Source organism: Nostoc sp. (genome assembly GCF_036917375.1).
Taxonomy (GTDB): domain Bacteria; phylum Cyanobacteriota; class Cyanobacteriia; order Cyanobacteriales; family Nostocaceae; genus Nostoc.
On record NZ_JBALDN010000099.1, the window covers coordinates 14954 to 32012 of the forward strand.

Here is a 17059-nt window from a genome sequence, read left to right on the forward strand (position 1 = left end):
AATTGGAAGGCTTATGAATTAGGCATCCTACAGAAAGTACTGTTTACAAACCATTTAGTAATTTCTATAGTTACTATAAAAACTATCAATATAATTTATTGTTAATTCTTTCCAAAAATAGTATTTACTATAATTTAATACTTGCGATATAAAGTGATATTTTGGTAAGTTAATTCAGAAAAAATCCTGTATATCCAAAATTTAAAGTTAACAAGATTCTCTTGCTAAATCTACTTTAAATTTACTTATCAATGCATTTTAAAATCGCAATTAATTTTTCCATTATTTTTTTGGTGTTGGGAGTTATGATGGCAAAATATCTACTAGCTTCTGCTAGTGGGATGGGATTTTTATGTTTAATTGCCGGGTTATCACCTGTGCAAGCCCTTCCTAGTTTAGAAATTGCAGATAAAAACGTAGCTGTTAATCAAGATGATGGCAGCTATCAAAAAAATGATTCTCCTCAAAGCAATTTAGCAAATAATATCTCCAGTAAGTTGTTGATAGCTAATGAGAGTCAAAAAAACTTATCCTCAGTCAATCAACAGCCAAAAAATCAAGATTTAGAAGTAGATTCTGCTGTTAAGGTTTGGCAGCCAATCACACCACCATCTGCAAGTTCATCTACATCTTCAGACAAACTTGCACAAGTAACATCTGTATCCCAATTGTCTGATGTACAGCCGACCGATTGGGCTTTTCAGGCACTCCAATCTTTAGTCGAGCGCTATGGTTGTATCGCAGGTTATCCCAATCAAACCTATCGCGGTAATCGGGCGATGACTCGCTATGAATTTGCTGCTGGCTTAAATGCTTGTTTAGAGCGAATCAACGAACTGATTGCCACTGCAACTGGTGATTTGGTCAAGAAAGAAGATTTAGCCTCGTTGCAGAAACTACAAGAACAATTTGCGGCGGAATTGGCAACATTGCGGGGTCGAGTAGATTCTGTAGAAGCTCGCACAGCAGAACTAGAAGCAAATCAGTTTTCTACAACTACCAAACTCAATGGTGAGGTAATTATTGCTGGTGTTGGTGCTAGCGGTGGCGCTCCTAATCAGAGTGACCCGAACATCATCCTAGTCAATAGAGTGCGATTAAATCTTACCACTAGCTTTACTGGTAAAGATTCATTAATTACTGGATTGCAAGCCTATAACTTTTTGGGTGGAGCCGATGGACAGGGTAGCTTACAACAAGGTTTAGGATTAGCTTCGCCGCTTTTAAGTGCAAGTAGCGCTCGTACCAGTTTTGAGCCGCAATTTCCGGGGTTAAATGTCAATACTTTGTCGAGCGTTGGCGCAAACAGCGTTCAACTTTATAAATTGCTGTATATCTTTCCCGTCGCTAATAAATTAACCTTGTTTGGGGGAACTGCGGCGGAGACATCAGATGCTTTCCCAGCAATTACGCCTTTTTATGGTGAAGGACAAGAGTCAATTTCTCGTTTTGGCAACTTGAATCCTGTAGTACGGATTTCTGGTGGGACTTCGGGTACTGGTTTAGCATCGGCAGCGGGATTTATTTTTAATATTTCGCCAAGTTTGGATTTAAGAGCTTTATACGGCAATCCAAATGCCAATTTAACCCAAAAATCTGCCGCTGAGGCAGTACCAGGAGTTTCTACTACACCTTTGGGAGCAGGTTTATTTAGTGGTAGTAGTGTGATTGCCACACAGTTAACCTTCAAGCCAAGTCCCGCTCTGGATATTGGTTTAAACTATGCCCACAGTTATCACGAAATCAATATTTTGGGTACAGGATTAGTTAGTAGTGATATCGGTGCTTTAGCAGGGCCAGGGCTTGGACCTGAAACACCGGTCACACTCAACTCTGTTGGGGGTACGCTAACATGGCGACTGTCTCCCAAGATAGCCTTATCTGGCTACGGTGCAGCACTATTTGTTGACGCTGCTTCCAATAACGTGAATGCTTCTACCACATTTACTAGTTGGATGGCGGGAATTCACTTCAATGATTTATTCAAGTCAGGGAACACTGCCGGGATTCTTTTTGGTCAGCCGCTTTTCCGTAGTGATGCTGGTGGTTCTGCTCAACTTACCCCCACAGGCGAGAATCGGGCGACTCCTTACCATTTAGAAGCCTATTACCGCCTTCAAGTTAGCGATAATATCAGCATTACCCCTGGTGCATTTGTTCTATTTAACCCAGAAGGTAACAGCAACAATGAGACTACGACTGTAGGCGTACTTCGGACTACTTTTACGTTTTAAGAGATTGGAAATATGGTCAAAATCCCCCAAGAAATTGGGGGATTTTGGGATTGGGTAACAAAGTTCACAGTCATAACAATATTGCCCTATCTAACTAGTATCGTGACAAAAAAATCTTTACTCGATGCTGAACCCCACCAAGGTTTGTAGAATCTAAACCCTAAAAATAAAGTAAGTAACTCTAACCCATCCTAGATATCGCCCTAGAGATAACCTAATTGTTTTTTCTACCGGAGTTAGCAGTTTTATTTGAAATTTGGTGCTTTTGTATAACCCGCTCAATCTGGCAAGTCACCGCATCTATTCTATGTTTAACTTTATCAAAGTCAATATTCACCCAAATATAGGCTTTATCAGGTTTTTGTTGCTTATAATTCATATATTGCTTTACTTGTCAAGATATTTTGTTATATCTATACAATATATACATCTCAATTTCTAAACTACTTTCTCTAGACATATAAGTAGATATGCTTAATATTTACTTAAGATTTTACTCGGTGATTCGTAGGGCTATAGCTAGCTGTGCTACCCCACTAAAAAAGACGCGATATTTCGCGCCTCTGAGAACCAAAATCAAAATTCTAAGTGTAGCTTAAATCTTTGTTTGTAGATATTGCACCAACTGCGGTGCTTGCATCACTCCCTCTATCCGCTCCACAGGCTTACCCTGCTTAAACAGTACTAGGGTTGGAAGAGAAGCAATTTTATACTCAGTAGCCAAATCTGTGTATTTTTCTGTGTCGATTTTGACAATCCTTAAGCGATCCTTAAGTTGGGCATTGACTTGCTCTAAAATTGGCACCATCATTTGACAGGGACCACACCAGTCAGCATAAAAATCTACTAATACAGGTACATCAGAAGCAGACAGCATCTCTTCAAAGCTGTTGAATTGCTTTTTAGTTGCCATGTGACACACACCGATTTTCAATTGTTTGTTTCAATAGTAATTCTTAGAAAATAAAATCGGTATAGGTTCATGGGTTTTTGTTGGCAAAAGATTAGATTAGTTAATATAGAATGATTTCACAGCCCAAAATATTAAATAATTATAATAAAATACGCATTTTTTTGAGGTTGTGTATATGCATTAGATATGTATTTAAAGCTATCCTGACCAACCAAATAATTATAAAGGCATTCACGAGAGTGATATCTACTCCAGGTGTGGCTGCAACATTTTCTACTCTATCCAGCCAGGTGAATATATTGCTTCAAGTTATTGATCCATCCACAGAGAAATAACTATAAATATTTAATTATAGTAAAACGTTAATTTTTTTTATTCGAGTTATATAGTAATCCTATTTAATTAGTGAGAATTGTAACCTACGATCCCTGATAACTTTATCAAGTCGGGATCTTGTTTCTGCGCATTTGATTCAGGATAGCTATATGTAAGTAAATTTGACATATAACTTTATCTATTAGCTCTCTAATTTGCAGCATGACAGCAAGATTGTCACCCTGCAAAAGTTAGATTTTATTCAGCCAATATTCAGATGTTCCCGAAATCACCATAAGATAATTACCGCAGTATTTCTAAGATTGAGGAACATTAAATGACGCTATTACAAGATAAAGTCGCAATTGTCACAGGTGCTTCACGAGGAATTGGCCGAGCGATCGCAATTGAATTAGCCTCACAAGGAGCGATCGCAGTTGTCAATTATGCCAGTTCGAGTGCTGCTGCTGAGTCAGTTGTTGCTGAAATTACAGATGCGGGAGGTCAAGCGATCGCGATCCAAGCTGACGTTTCTAAAGGCGATCAAGTAGACGCACTAGTTAACGCCGTCATGGAAAAGTTTAAGCGTGTGGATATATTAGTCAACAATGCAGGTATTACCCGCGACACACTGCTTTTGCGTTTGAAGCCAGAAGATTGGCAAGCAGTGATAGACCTGAATCTAACTGGTGTTTTCTTATGTACACGCGCCGCCAGTAAAATCATGCTGAAGCAGCGATCGGGGCGGATTATCAACATTACCTCTGTTGCTGGGCAAATGGGCAACCCAGGTCAGTCAAACTATAGTGCTGCCAAAGCAGGTGTCATCGGCTTCACCAAAAGCGTTGCTAAAGAACTCGCTACTCGCGGCATCACCGTTAACGCTGTCGCCCCTGGATTCATCACCACTGACATGACCAGCGATCTCAACAACCCCGAAGATATTCTCAAATACATCCCACTTGGTCGCTTCGGCCAACCTGAAGAAGTTGCTGGGATGGTGCGTTTCCTCGCTGCCGATCCCGCCGCCACCTACATCACCGGACAAGTCTTTAACGTCGATGGCGGCATGGTAATGGCCTAAATAGTTGAGCTAAATAATTGAGGGGTAACGATTTTTCGTAGTTGGCGCTAAAGCGCCAACTACGAACTTATTAAATAAAATTTGACAGACTAATAATGAAAACAGACTCTATTTTTTATCGTTTATTTCAAACTTTCCCCAGTGCTTTTTTTGAATTAATTAATCTGCAACCATCAGAAGCAAATGCATATAATTTCGCTTCAGTAGAATTAAAGCAAACAGCATTTCGCATTGATGGAGTCTTTCTTCCTATTGCTGACACTAGTCGTCAGCCGATTTATTTTGTAGAGGTTCAATTTCAAAAAGATAATGAATTTTATGCTCGTTTATTTTCAGAAATATTTCTGTATTTACGACTTTACGCACCTACTTCAGATTGGCGAGCAGTAGTTATATTCCCTCGCCGCAGCCTTGAACCAACCCAAGTTCAACCGTATCGAGTCTTACTCGAAAGCCAACTTGTAACGAGGCTATATTTAAACGAGCTTGTAGAAGTAACTGAATATTCCTTGGGAGTTGGTATTATCAAATTAGTAGTTGTAAATAAAAAACAAACTCCCATATTAGTCAAAAGTTTGATTACAAAGACACGTTCAGAATTGAGCGATAAAGCACTTCAAAAAAAAGTGTTAGATTTAATAGAAACAATTGTAGTTTACAAACTACCGCGTATCAGTCGTCAGGAGTTGGTAAAAATGTTTGGACTCGGTGATTTTGATATCAAAACGACTAGACTTTATGAGGAGCTCAAGCAGGAAACAACTCTAGAGCTAGTCATGCGCCAGTTACGACGACGCATTGGTAATTTGAGTCCGCAATTGCAAGAGCGTATCAGCCAGTTATCTATCGAACAGCTTGAAAATCTAGCCGAGGCACTGTTGGATTTTTCCATAGAAGGAGATTTAGTTGCTTGGTTGCAAGACAATTTAACTCAAGCTTGAATTTTTGATGAACTGAATAAACATAGTAGGGCTAGCACTGCAATGCCCACCCTACCAGTAACTAAGGCTGTTGGCGTATCCTTTGCCAGACTGTAAAGCCCAAAAGCAGGATAATGCTAGTGGCGGTTGTCAGCATCACAGCCAAACTCATACCTTGTATTCTCATCGCCAGCAGGTTGAAAACTAAGGTAATTGACCAAAGCGTAAACGCAGCATTGCGCTGGGAGAGTCCCCAAGCAAGTAGGCGGTGGTGCAGGTGGTCTTTGCCAGGAGTACTGAGAGGGTTATTTCCTGCTAGTAGCCGCCGCACAAATACTTGAGTGGTGTCTAGCACCGGTAACAACAGAAATAAAACCGTAGGAATTAGCGCATAAACTGTGTTTTGTTGCAGTTTGCCTAAAATACTAGTTGCTGCCAGCACATAGCCGAAAAAGTATGCTCCGGCATCACCCATAATAATTCGTGACGGATGGAAATTATGGCGCAAAAATCCTAGTGCAGCACCTCCCAAAGCTGCAAGTACTAAGATTGCCGCGGCACGATTGTTAAATTGAGCTGCAACGCCCAACAAACTCATGGCGGTAATAAAGCTAATTCCTCCTGCCAAGCCATCCATACCATCCATCAAGTTGATGGCGTTGGTAATCCCTACTACCCATAGTACTGTTAGCAACATGGACAGAAGCGAGTCGATGGGAGTGCCAAACAGGACTTTGACACTGATGCCATTAGCTACCAGCAAAAGTGCCGTGACAATTTGCGCCCACAATCGCACAGAGGGCGGTAAGCCAAATTGATCGTCAATAAAGCCCACAAGGACTAATATCGAACCCCCCAACAGAATAGTGAGCACCTGAGCCAATACGTTTTGGAGTTCGATCGGTCGTAAAAGACTAGCTAATACCAGCGCGGCAATCACGCCCGCGTAGATAGCCAACCCCCCTGCATTGGGTAAAGGTTCTCGATTGAGTCGCCGTGCGTTGGGTTGGTCAGCCCAACCTACCCGCAAGGCGAATTTGCGTACTGTCGGAATTAAACGCCAAGTTACAAGCCAAGCCAAGAGGAACGTAAATACTACTGCCAACCAGCCGGTGCCGCTAGGGTCGGCAATACCAAGGGTCTTAAGGGAGTTGTCTAGATTCATCTCCCAATTCAAGCATTACTGCCAGTATCTAATATGAGCATCACCTGTATATTAATCAATTTTTTTTATTTCCATTTGTAACTTGAGCAGCTTGAGAGATTAGCACTCTGGCGCTGTGAGTGCTAAATTGTCTAATGGAAGCGCTGGAGAAATGAAACATGGCGAAAATTATTGCATTTGACGAGGAATCTCGGAGAGCTCTAGAAAGGGGTGTTAACGCCCTTGCCGATGCTGTAAAAATCACCTTGGGGCCTAAAGGTCGCAATGTCCTTTTAGAGAAAAAATTTGGCGCACCTCAAATTGTCAACGATGGTATCACTGTTGCCAAGGAAATTGAATTAGAAGATCCTTTGGAAAATACTGGTGCAAGACTCATCCAGGAAGTGGCCTCAAAAACTAAAGATGTCGCTGGAGATGGGACAACCACCGCCACCGTTTTAGCACAAGCTTTGATCCGGGAAGGTTTGAAGAACGTCGCGGCGGGTAGTAACCCTGTTAGCTTGAAGCGCGGGATCGACAAAACTATTGAGGCACTGGTAGAAGAAATTGCCAAAATAGCCAAGCCAGTAGAAGGAAGTGCGATCGCTCAAGTTGCCACTGTTTCTGCTGGTAACGATGAAGAAGTTGGCCAAATGTTAGCTCAAGCAATGGAAAAAGTCACCAAAGATGGTGTAATTACCGTTGAAGAATCTAAATCCCTGACAACTGAACTAGAAGTAGTTGAGGGGATGCAGATTGACAGGGGTTATATTTCTCCCTACTTCGTCACCAACAACGAACGGCAAATTGTGGAATTTGAAAACGCCCGCATTTTGGTGACAGATAAAAAAATCAGCAGCATCCAAGATTTAGTGCCGATTTTGGAAAAAGTTGCCCGTTCTGGTCAGCCGTTGCTAATTATTGCTGAAGATGTTGAAGGTGATGCTTTGGCAACTCTGGTGGTGAACAAAGCGCGGGGTGTGCTGGCCGTGGCTGCAATTAAAGCGCCTGGCTTTGGCGATCGCCGCAAAGCTTTGTTAGAAGATATTGCGATTCTCACCGATGGACAGTTGATTTCGGAAGAAATCGGCTTAAGTTTGGATACAGCTGCTGTAGAAGCGCTGGGAACTGCTCGCAAAATCACCATTGATAAAGAAAGCACCACAATTGTCGCTGGCAGTGTCACCAAGCCAGAAGTACAAAAGCGGATTGGTCAAATTCGCAGACAGTTGGAAGAAACCGATTCTGACTACGATCGAGAAAAACTTCAAGAACGCATCGCCAAGCTCGCTGGCGGCGTGGCAGTGATTAAAGTGGGTGCGGCAACCGAAACCGAACTCAAAGACCGGAAACTGCGGATTGAAGACGCGCTCAACGCGACTAAAGCTGCTGTGGAAGAAGGTATTGTTCCTGGTGGTGGGACAACCTTGATTCACTTAGCTAAGGCGGTAGAAGCGATTAAAAAGACCCTAGAAAATGACGAAGAAAGAATTGGGGCTGATATTGTCGAACGAGCGCTAGAAGCCCCCTTGCGCCAAATAGCAGACAATGCTGGTGCTGAAGGTTCTGTGATCGTCTCTAGAGTCCGCGAGAGCGACATCAACACTGGCTATAACGCTGCTACTGGCGAATTTGAAGACTTGATTGCTGCTGGTATTATCGACCCTGCCAAAGTCGTGCGTTCAGCTTTGCAAAACGCTGGTTCCATTGCTGGTTTGGTCTTAACCACCGAAGCGATCGTTGTTGAAAAGCCAGAGAAAAAATCCGCTGCTCCTGCCCCTGATATGGGCGGCATGGGCGGTATGGGTGGCATGGGCGGCATGGGCGGCATGGGCGGCATGGGCATGTTCTAATTTCTGCTGACCCAGATAAATATTTTTTAAACAGTTTGTCTTGCTAAGGCAAACTGTTTTTTTGTAGCATTGCTGATTCAGAGGCAATATGTTATACCAATTCGTAATTCATCAGATTAAATCTGGGTGATAACCAAATTAGCAACCTAAATAATTGCCTAATTTAGAAATTACTGTCTTTATATTAATTTTTGTAAAATAACGTGTAAGTTATCCTTATGTCCTTTGTTATTTACTAATGACAAATGACCAATGACAAATGACTATTAGGTAATATTGCATGGCACGAAAACTACGTCGCCTTCCTAAGATACTCACCAAGCTGTATGAAGACGAGTTCCATCACCAACCAGGGACTATACCTGGAACTATTTTTATTGATGCAGATGCTCCACCGCCAATCATTTTTTTGATTGACTATAACCAAACCAATTTCATCCGCGAACAAATAGAAACTCCAGAGGAGTGTGTCCCCTATCTGGAAGCGGAATCGGTTTCTTGGGTAGATGTACAAGGTTTAGGTAGTCAAGACATCTTACAACGATTGGGTAACGTTTTTAAGCTACATGCTCTAGTTTTAGAAGATATAGTCAATGTGCCAGAGCGCCCCAAAACAGAAGATTATGAAGACCAATTGCTATTCATTGCCCGGATGGTAGTGCCCAAGGAAAGAATATGTGGTTTTCACAGCGAACAAGTGAGTTTGATATTAGGAAAAAATTATTTACTGACAGTACAAGAGGAACCAGAACATGATTGCTTTGAAGCGGTGCGATCGCGAATTGAAAAAAACAAAGGTACCATCCGTAAACAAGGAGCGGATTATTTAGCTTATGCTCTGTTAGATGCAATTATTGATGGCTTTTTCCCCGTACTGGAGCTTTATGGTGAGCGAATCGAAGAGTTAGAGGAGGAAGTAATAGTTAAACCAACGCCTCAAACACTGCAAAATATTTATCAAATTAGACGAGAATTACTGCAACTACGTCGCGCTATCTGGCCCCAGAGAGATGCAATTAATTCCTTAATTCGAGATGCTCCCGATTTGATTTGTGAAGAAGTGCGAATCTACCTGCGAGATTGTTATGACCATACAGTGCAAGTGATGGATATGGTAGAAACTTACCGAGAACTATCATCTGGATTAATGGATGTGTACCTTTCGGCAGTCAGTAATAAAATGAATGAAATCATGAAGGTACTAACGATAGTTTCAACAATTTTTATTCCCCTGACTTTTGTGGCCGGAATATATGGTATGAATTTCAATACTGAGAAATCACCATATAATATGCCTGAGTTGAATTGGTATTGGGGTTATCCACTTTGCTGGGCATTGATGTTAGCGATCGCAGTTAGTTTGCTATTCTTTTTTTGGCGACGAGGATGGTTGCAAAATTCTGTAGTAATCAAGCGCAATTAAAAATTGTAGATTAGCGATGAGTCAAATATATATTCATTAGCACCAGGAGTTAAGATTTTTGAGTTATGAGGAGTAGCGACCAAAATTTAGTAGTTTTGACGATTTATATTATCGGTGTATCTTATGTTTTCAACCGCATGATTGAATCCATCGATGACCAAGTTAAATTTGAGTTTAAAAAAGGAATCGTTGACGAACAACTCAAAGAACAAAATCTCGATGATAAAATTGGAATTTCCTTTAAACTCAAATCCTCATACCCAATTGACGATTTGAAAGATTTAGGAATTAGTATCGAAAATAAATCGGATAATGTTGCCCTATACGTTGACTGGGATAACAGTTCTTTAGTTGTTGAACATAGTAAGCAATCGCGCCGCGTAATTCGGAAATCACCAGACTTAACCCGCGACTTAGCAGTACCCCAAAGTCCTAGCCTGATTGCTCCCAGGAAAACACTTTCTGAAACAGTGACAGCAGAAGATGTTTTCCAGCGCGATCAAGTAGCTGGAACCTATTTAGCAAAAAAACCACTAATTGATATCGGTGGGCTACAAAAAGGGCAAAAAAAGTTGTACAACGACTTTTTTAACAGAAAAAAAGAGTTGGATTTTTCTCTGCAACTGGTGCTTAGGATATCTGAAGTACGTTTAGGTCTAGCTCCAGGTCGTGATTTTCCTCCCATTAGTATTATCAATTGTCCTTTCACAGTTAGGAAACTACCTTGGACTTACGCTCTACCTTGGAATAAAAAAAAGTAATGCCTTGTCAACATACTAGGGACTTTCAAAGATTACACTGGATCTAAGGAGAGAGTAGGCGCAGGCGGTTGCAGATCAGTCATAGTCACTGGTTTGAGGAAAGTCCGGACTCCCGAAAGACCAAACTTGCTGGATAACGTCCAGTGCGAGCGATCGTGAGGATAGTGCCACAGAAAGATACCGCCAAACAATTTTGGATTTTAGATTTTAAATTTTGGATTGAATCTAAAATCCAAAATCCAAAATTCAAAATTGTTTGGTAAGGGTGCAAAGGTGCGGTAAGAGCGCACCAGCAGTATCGAGAGGTGCTGGCTCGGTAAACCCCGGTTGGGAGCAAGGCGATAGGAACTACGGTTGGTCTTTTACCAGTTCCGCTCAATGAGAGCCGCTTGAGGCGTTTGGTAACAAACGTCCCAGATAGATAACTGCCCTCGCAAGAGAACAGAACCCGGCTTATGTCCTGCTCTCTCCCCTTTAATGGAGTATGAACCTTTCACGGTTTGTACTCTATTATTTTTTGTACGGGTTTTGTGCGTAAGCGTACCCTTTGGGATCTTGCTACGCGTAGCGTCTCGTAGAGAAGCTCGTCGTAGACATCGCTAATTTATCTAAAGCATTCCCAATATCTCTAATGCTGTATCCAAATGCCATTTAACCCGATAGAGTCCAAACAGTTTCTCTTGACTGTACCGTGCTGGATACTCTAGTTTCCTCCCCTCCATCGTCACCTTGAGCAATGCTGACTGCTCTGGTGTCGGTGTTCCCATAGCTTCTAATGTCGCTTCTAGCGCTTCTACTTGAGAAAGCATAGGAGACTTCAATCCTTTATTTTCTGATACTTGCTTGCAGGCTATAACAGGAAAAGTCAGGAGTGCATTAATGTATGATGCCTTATCAGCAGGGTTTCCTATTGCTTGGATGCCGTACTGTATCAGACATAAATCGCGTAACGCTCTCAAGCTTTTGACTTCTAATTCTGTGCGCGTAAACATAAAATAGAGTTACCTCTTGTAAAAGTGGGAATCGGTGGTGAACTAGTTTGCAAGACACGAACACCACCGAACTAAACTCTATTCCGTTGTTAACATCGACTTCAAGCTATATTTACGTTTCTATATAAATGGCTAAAGCTAAGGGTAAACCTGAAAATTTTGGAAACCAACCAAGCAAGGAATTAACCGAACAATTGAATTTTCGTGTCACCAAGGAAATGAAGCAAGAAGTAAAAGCTAAAGACGATCCTCCTGAATTTTGCCGTCAAGCGATCCAAGAGAAGCTAGATAGAGAGAAGTAACAAAAAGTTGTTAGAGTAATAGTCCAAGAACTTTAAGAATATAAATATAGATAGCTTCCCCTGCTTCCCCTACCCCTCCGCCCCTTCCGCCCCCCGCCCCCTTCCCCTTATCATGCAATGCCCCTTGCCTATCCACGCCGTCAACGGCAACTTGAAAGTTTAGTCCAAAAATTTGGTTTGTCGCTAGAAGCACCTATAAAGTGGGAATTGCTAGATTTAGCGCTAACTCATCCCACTGTCTCTGATTCAGCAAATTATGAACAGCTGGAATTTGTTGGCGATGCAGTGGTGCGCCTGGTGTCGGCTGTTGTGTTATGGGAAAATTATCCCGATTGTCCAGTAGGGGATTTTGCGGCAATTCGTTCGGTGTTGGTGAGCGATCGCATTCTCGCCCAATTAGCCAGAGTTTATGGTTTGGAGTTATACTTACTAGTTGCTGGTAGTGCTACCGCCGATAAAGTTGGTCTAGAGTCACGATTGGCAGATGCTTTTGAAGCAGTTTTGGGTGCGCTTTACTTAAGTACTCAAAATCTGGAATTGATTCGCTCTTGGCTAGATCCCCACTTTCACCAACTAGCAACAGAAATTCGCCTCGATCCTGCCAGACTTAATTACAAAGCTGCTCTCCAAGAATGGACTCAGGCGCAATTTAAAGTTTTACCAGAGTATCGGGTTGTAGAAGTCACTCAACCACATCGCAATCAAGAACGTTTCATAGCTGAAGTGTGGCTGCACGGAAACAAACTTGGAGAAGGTAAGGGGCGATCGATCAAAACTGCCGAACAAGCCGCAGCTAAAGTAGCTTTTTTAGCAATTCCTAATCCGCAAATACCCCGATCTTAAAATCAGGGGGATTAGTCGATAATCAGTTGATTGTCAGTGGTCATTTGTCCCTCGTCCTTTGTATACAAATGACAAATGACAAATGACAAATGACTAATAACTAATGACAAATAAAATTAATATTGCTGTTATCGGAGTTGGGCGTTGGGGAGTGCATCTGTTGCGGAATTTTTTAGCACATCCTCAAGTAAATGTAGTTGCTGTAGTCGACCCTCATCCAGAACGATTAGCGGCGGTCAAGCAGCAGTTTAACTTAGAAAATAATGTACTATTAACAACTCAGTGGCAGGATTTAAAGACAGTGCCAGGGTTGACAGGAGTGGCGATCGCAACTCCTGCTACCACCCACTATGCTTTAATTAAAGACTCTCTCCAAAAGGGATACCATGTTTTGGCAGAAAAGCCCCTAACTCTCAATCCAACAGAATGTCGGGAACTTTGCCAGTTAGCAGAACAGCATCATTTAATACTAACTGTTGACCATACTTATTTATTTCACCCAGCTGTTGAGCAAGGAAAAACTGTAGTACAAGCGGGTAAATTAGGTGATTTACGCTATGGCTACGCCACCCGCACCCATTTAGGGCCTGTCCGGCAAGATGTTGATGCGCTTTGGGACTTAGCTATTCACGATATTGCGATCTTTAACGCTTGGCTGGATCAAATTCCTGTGCAAGTACAAGCAACGGGTACGGTGTGGTTACAGGGAGTAGGGGAGCAGGGGAGCAGGGGAGCAGAGGTGAGTCCATATACAGATTCTGTACCTCAAGGTTTGGCTGATTTAGTATGGTTAACACTCACATATCCAGATGGCTTTCAAGCTTATATTCACTTGTGTTGGCTGAATTCTGATAAACAGCGACGGTTGGGGATTGTGGGTAGTCTTGGCAGCTTGATTTTTGATGAAATGTCAATATCATCACCCTTAACCCTGCTACATGGTGAGTTTGAACAGCAGGGGAATCAATTTATTCCTGTGAATCAAAGACAGATAGCGCTGGAATTAGAGTCAGGAGAACCATTGGGGCGAGTTTGCTCCTCCTTTGTTGTCTCAATTCTCAACAATACTCCCTCAGAGATTTCGTCTGGCTGGGTAGGCACTGAGTTAGTAGAAATTCTTGCTGCTCTGACTGTATCTCTTGAGCAAGGCGGCCAAGCTGTTTTTCTGAACAACTGCTCTCAAGTCTAATTTTCCTTTGAGAATAACTACCCAATACTGTTCGGTTAAGGCAAGAGACGCGATAAATCGCCGTCTTTACAAGAACCAGTCCTTCTGTAGAGACGGCAATTTATCGCGTCTTTAGGATTATATTGAATAACCGCCCATTTTACTTCATTAATGGAGTTCAAAGACTCATTCACGAGTATCAAAGACTCATTAATGAAGCTTTGAGGTTCATTAATGGAGTTCAAAAACTCGTTCACGAGTATTTATCAAAAATTAATCTGGTTTTTAGCGATTTTCAGGTAAGTCCTGATAAAATCATTTAACGTATGAGCATGATTATGCACAACCGTATATTTACTACTTTATTTTTAACTCTATTTCTGGCTACCATACCGCAGTTTGTAGTTGCTCAAAACAATATTGAGCAGCTATTTCAACAAGGCAACGCTGCCGAAACAATGGGTAACAGCTCCCAAGCAGAAATTATTTGGCGTAAAGTTTTGCAACTTGAACCTAAGTTGGCGACTGCTTACAGTAATCTTGGCATTGCACTGTCTAGACAGAATAAATTAGATGCAGCAGTTGCCGCTTTCGAAAAAGCAATTCAACTTGACCCCAACTATGCTGCTGCTTACAACAATCTCGGTAATGTCCTGAGTGATAAGAAGAAATTAGATGCAGCAGTTGCCGCCTTCCAAAAAGCAATTCAACTCAACCCCAACTTTGCTGATGCTTACTACAATCTTGGCAATGCCCTGATACAGCAGAAGAAATTAGATGCCGCCGTCGCTGCTTATCAAAAAGCGATTCAACTCAACCCCAACTATGCTGATGCTTACTACAATCTCGGCTATACCCTGATACAGCAGAAGAAATTAGATGCCGCCGTCGCTGCTTATCAAAAAGCGATTCAACTCAACCCTAACTTTGCTAATGCTTACTACAATCTCGGCTATACCCTAAGACAGCAGAAGAAATTAGATGCCGCCGTTGCTGCTTATCAAAAAGCGATTCAACTCAACCCTAACTTTGCTGATGCTTACTACAATCTCGGCAATACCCTGTACAATCTCGGACTTATTCTGAGGCAGCAGAAAAAATTAGAAGGAGCCGTTGCTGCCTACGAAAAAGCTCTAAAATTACCACAAGATAGTGAAATTCCAGTTACTCATATTCTGGCTAATAATAATTTAGGTTGGATATTCCAACAGCAAGGAAAATTTAAAGAAGCTATAGAACATTTTGACAAGGCAGAGGAACTTGACCCCAATTTTTCCTATGCCAGGAACAATAATAGAGAAGCAAGGCGGTTATGGACAGAGCAACAAAATAAACTAGCAAGCGTAGAAGACGATCGCCAATGGTTGCCTAAGAATGATCCAACTGTAGCCGTTAAGCGTTCTGTAGTTCTGATCACTGCGGAGTTTTTTAACAGCGATCGCCAGGGAACAGAGATCGGCACTGGTGTCATAATTCAGCGAGAAGGCGATCGCACATTAATCCTCACTAATCGTCATGTCATTTTTGATGGCTATGAACAAGGTAAAAATATCCAAGTGGAATTTTTCAGTTCACCGCCATCAAACCGAGTGCGAATGCGGCGAGATGCCAAGCTATTCAAAATTACTACAGACAAAGAACTCGATTTAGCGGTTTTAGAAGTTATTGGTAAACTGCCAGAAGATATCCAACCCTTATCTATCTCCTCAAGTGCGATCGCTCCAAAAATGCCCATTCGGATTATCGGTCATTCTGCCCAAAGAGGTGAAGATAAATCTTGGTCTATGCAATCAGGACAAATCAGCTATCAAAACCAGCAATTAGAAATATCTCAAGCTGCACTCAAACCTGGTTATTCTGGCAGTCCTGTAATAGATTCGCAAAATCAACTTTTAGGCATCGTCTTCGCCCGAAAAGGTGAAGACCGAGATTTGGCTTATCCGATGTCTGAAGTTCAAAAACAACTACTTACTTGGAGCATTAACCCTACTGAAAAAGTCAATGAACACAAATAAAACAAGCATAAAATCTCAGCTAGTTTAAAAAATATTATGCACAGCCGTATATTTACTACTTTATTTTTAACTCTATCTCTGGCTACCACACCCCAGCTTGTATTTGCTCAAAACAATATAGAACAGCTATTTAAACAAGGTGATACTGCCGAATCGGTGGGTAATAATTCCCAAGCAGAGACAATTTGGCGTAAAGTTTTACAAGTTGACCCCAATAATGTCAAAGCTTATAACAATTTGGGTAATGCTTTAAGGCGACAGGGAAAATTAGATGCAGCGTTAGCAGCGCACCAGAAAGCATTACAACTCAACCCTAATGATGCCGAAGCTTACGTGGGTATAGGGAACGTGCTAAATGCTCAAGGAAAATTAGAGGAGGCATTAGCATCTCACAATAAAGCCTTGCAAATTAACCCCAACTTAGCCATTGCTTACAACGGTTTAGGTAATGTGCTGTATGGACAGAAAAAATTAGATGCAGTAGTTGCCGCCTACGAAAAAGCAATTCAACTCAACCCCAACTATGCTACTGCTTACTATAATCTCGGTATTGCCCTGTATGACCAGAAGAAATTAGATGCAGCAGTTGCCGCCTTCCAAAAAGCAATTCAACTCAACCCTAACGATGCTTATGCTTACAACAATCTCGGCAATGCCCTAAAAGAGCAGAAGAAATTAGATGCAGCAGTTGCCGCCTTCCAAAAAGCAATTCAACTCAACCCTAACTATGCTAATGCTTACTACAATCTTGGCAATGCCCTGAGTGACCAGAAGAAATTAGATGCAGCAGTTGCCGCCTTCCAAAAAGCGATTCAACTCAACCCTAATGATGTTTATGCTTACAACAATCTCGGCGTTGCCCTGAGTGACCAGAAGAAATTAGATGCAGCAGTTACCGCCTACCAAAAAGCGATTCAACTCAACCCTAACGATGCTTATGCTTACAACAATCTCGGCAATGCCCTAAAAGAGCAGAAGAAATTAGATGCAGCAGTTGCCGCCTACCAAAAAGCGATTCAACTCAACCCTAACGATGCTTATGCTTACAACAATCTCGGCAATGCCCTAAAAGAGCAGAAGAAATTAGATGCA

Annotated in this window: 15 protein-coding genes and 1 other RNA gene; 12 read left to right on the forward strand and 4 right to left on the reverse strand. The window is 41.8% G+C overall.

Annotation, left to right across the window (positions count from 1 at the left end):
* Positions 1–308 precede the first annotated feature (308 nt).
* Positions 309–2234 carry an iron uptake porin gene (locus V7K45_RS27115; RefSeq protein ID WP_335008189.1) on the forward strand — a complete coding sequence of 642 codons (1926 nt, stop codon included), beginning with the start codon at positions 309–311 and terminating at the stop codon, positions 2232–2234.
* Positions 2235–2448: 214 nt separating this feature from the next.
* Here V7K45_RS27115 and V7K45_RS27120 read toward each other — a convergent pair whose 3' ends face one another.
* Both V7K45_RS27120 and trxA read right to left on the reverse strand, forming a co-directional pair.
* Positions 2449–2613 carry a hypothetical protein gene (locus V7K45_RS27120; RefSeq protein ID WP_335008167.1) on the reverse strand — a complete coding sequence of 55 codons (165 nt, stop codon included), beginning with the start codon at positions 2611–2613 and terminating at the stop codon, positions 2449–2451.
* A 216-nt stretch (positions 2614–2829) separates the two neighbouring features.
* Positions 2830–3147 (reverse strand): thioredoxin, encoded by a 318-nt coding sequence (gene trxA, locus V7K45_RS27125; RefSeq protein ID WP_292818787.1) that lies wholly within the window; start codon positions 3145–3147, stop codon positions 2830–2832.
* A gap of 652 nt (positions 3148–3799) precedes the next feature.
* Here trxA and fabG point away from each other — a divergent pair.
* Both fabG and V7K45_RS27135 read left to right on the forward strand, forming a co-directional pair.
* Entirely contained in the window at positions 3800–4546 is a 747-nt protein-coding gene (fabG, locus tag V7K45_RS27130; RefSeq protein ID WP_335008169.1) for a 3-oxoacyl-[acyl-carrier-protein] reductase, read from the forward strand.
* A 95-nt stretch (positions 4547–4641) separates the two neighbouring features.
* The gene (locus V7K45_RS27135; RefSeq protein WP_335008171.1) at positions 4642–5487 is read left to right on the forward strand and encodes an Rpn family recombination-promoting nuclease/putative transposase; all 846 of its coding nucleotides are present in this window, start codon (positions 4642–4644) and stop codon (positions 5485–5487) included.
* Positions 5488–5548: 61 nt separating this feature from the next.
* Here the strand turns inward: V7K45_RS27135 and V7K45_RS27140 are convergent, their stop codons facing one another.
* The gene (locus V7K45_RS27140; RefSeq protein WP_335008173.1) at positions 5549–6631 is read right to left on the reverse strand and encodes an MraY family glycosyltransferase; all 1083 of its coding nucleotides are present in this window, start codon (positions 6629–6631) and stop codon (positions 5549–5551) included.
* A 158-nt stretch (positions 6632–6789) separates the two neighbouring features.
* Here V7K45_RS27140 and groL point away from each other — a divergent pair, with 158 nt between their 5' ends.
* From groL to rnpB, 4 genes are all read left to right on the forward strand, one after another.
* Complete coding sequence (gene groL, locus V7K45_RS27145; protein WP_335008175.1) at positions 6790–8463, forward strand: chaperonin GroEL; 1674 nt, start codon at positions 6790–6792, stop codon at positions 8461–8463.
* A 280-nt stretch (positions 8464–8743) separates the two neighbouring features.
* Entirely contained in the window at positions 8744–9886 is a 1143-nt protein-coding gene (gene corA, locus V7K45_RS27150) for a magnesium/cobalt transporter CorA (RefSeq protein WP_335008177.1), read from the forward strand.
* 65 nt (positions 9887–9951) lie between these two features.
* Positions 9952–10647: a hypothetical protein gene (locus V7K45_RS27155; protein WP_335008179.1), complete on the forward strand. Its 696-nt coding sequence runs from the start codon at positions 9952–9954 to the stop codon at positions 10645–10647.
* A 51-nt stretch (positions 10648–10698) separates the two neighbouring features.
* An RNA gene (gene rnpB, locus V7K45_RS27160) (RNase P RNA component class A) lies at positions 10699–11118 on the forward strand.
* A gap of 137 nt (positions 11119–11255) precedes the next feature.
* Here rnpB and V7K45_RS27165 read toward each other — a convergent pair.
* Positions 11256–11639 carry a hypothetical protein gene (locus V7K45_RS27165; RefSeq protein ID WP_292781207.1) on the reverse strand — a complete coding sequence of 128 codons (384 nt, stop codon included), beginning with the start codon at positions 11637–11639 and terminating at the stop codon, positions 11256–11258.
* Positions 11640–11767: 128 nt separating this feature from the next.
* Between V7K45_RS27165 and V7K45_RS27170 the strand changes: the two genes are divergently transcribed.
* The 5 genes from V7K45_RS27170 to V7K45_RS27190 form a co-directional block, all read left to right on the forward strand.
* Complete coding sequence (locus V7K45_RS27170) at positions 11768–11941, forward strand: hypothetical protein (RefSeq protein ID WP_289798473.1); 174 nt, start codon at positions 11768–11770, stop codon at positions 11939–11941.
* A 117-nt stretch (positions 11942–12058) separates the two neighbouring features.
* Positions 12059–12784 carry a ribonuclease III gene (gene rnc, locus V7K45_RS27175; RefSeq protein ID WP_335008181.1) on the forward strand — a complete coding sequence of 242 codons (726 nt, stop codon included), beginning with the start codon at positions 12059–12061 and terminating at the stop codon, positions 12782–12784.
* 103 nt (positions 12785–12887) lie between these two features.
* A complete protein-coding gene (locus V7K45_RS27180) occupies positions 12888–13973 on the forward strand; it encodes a Gfo/Idh/MocA family protein (RefSeq protein WP_335008183.1) in 1086 nt (361 codons plus the stop codon).
* 317 nt (positions 13974–14290) lie between these two features.
* The gene (locus V7K45_RS27185) at positions 14291–15967 is read left to right on the forward strand and encodes a tetratricopeptide repeat protein (protein ID WP_335008185.1); all 1677 of its coding nucleotides are present in this window, start codon (positions 14291–14293) and stop codon (positions 15965–15967) included.
* A 36-nt stretch (positions 15968–16003) separates the two neighbouring features.
* On the forward strand, positions 16004–17059 hold a 1056-nt coding region (locus tag V7K45_RS27190; RefSeq protein ID WP_335008187.1), incomplete at its 3' end, for a tetratricopeptide repeat protein.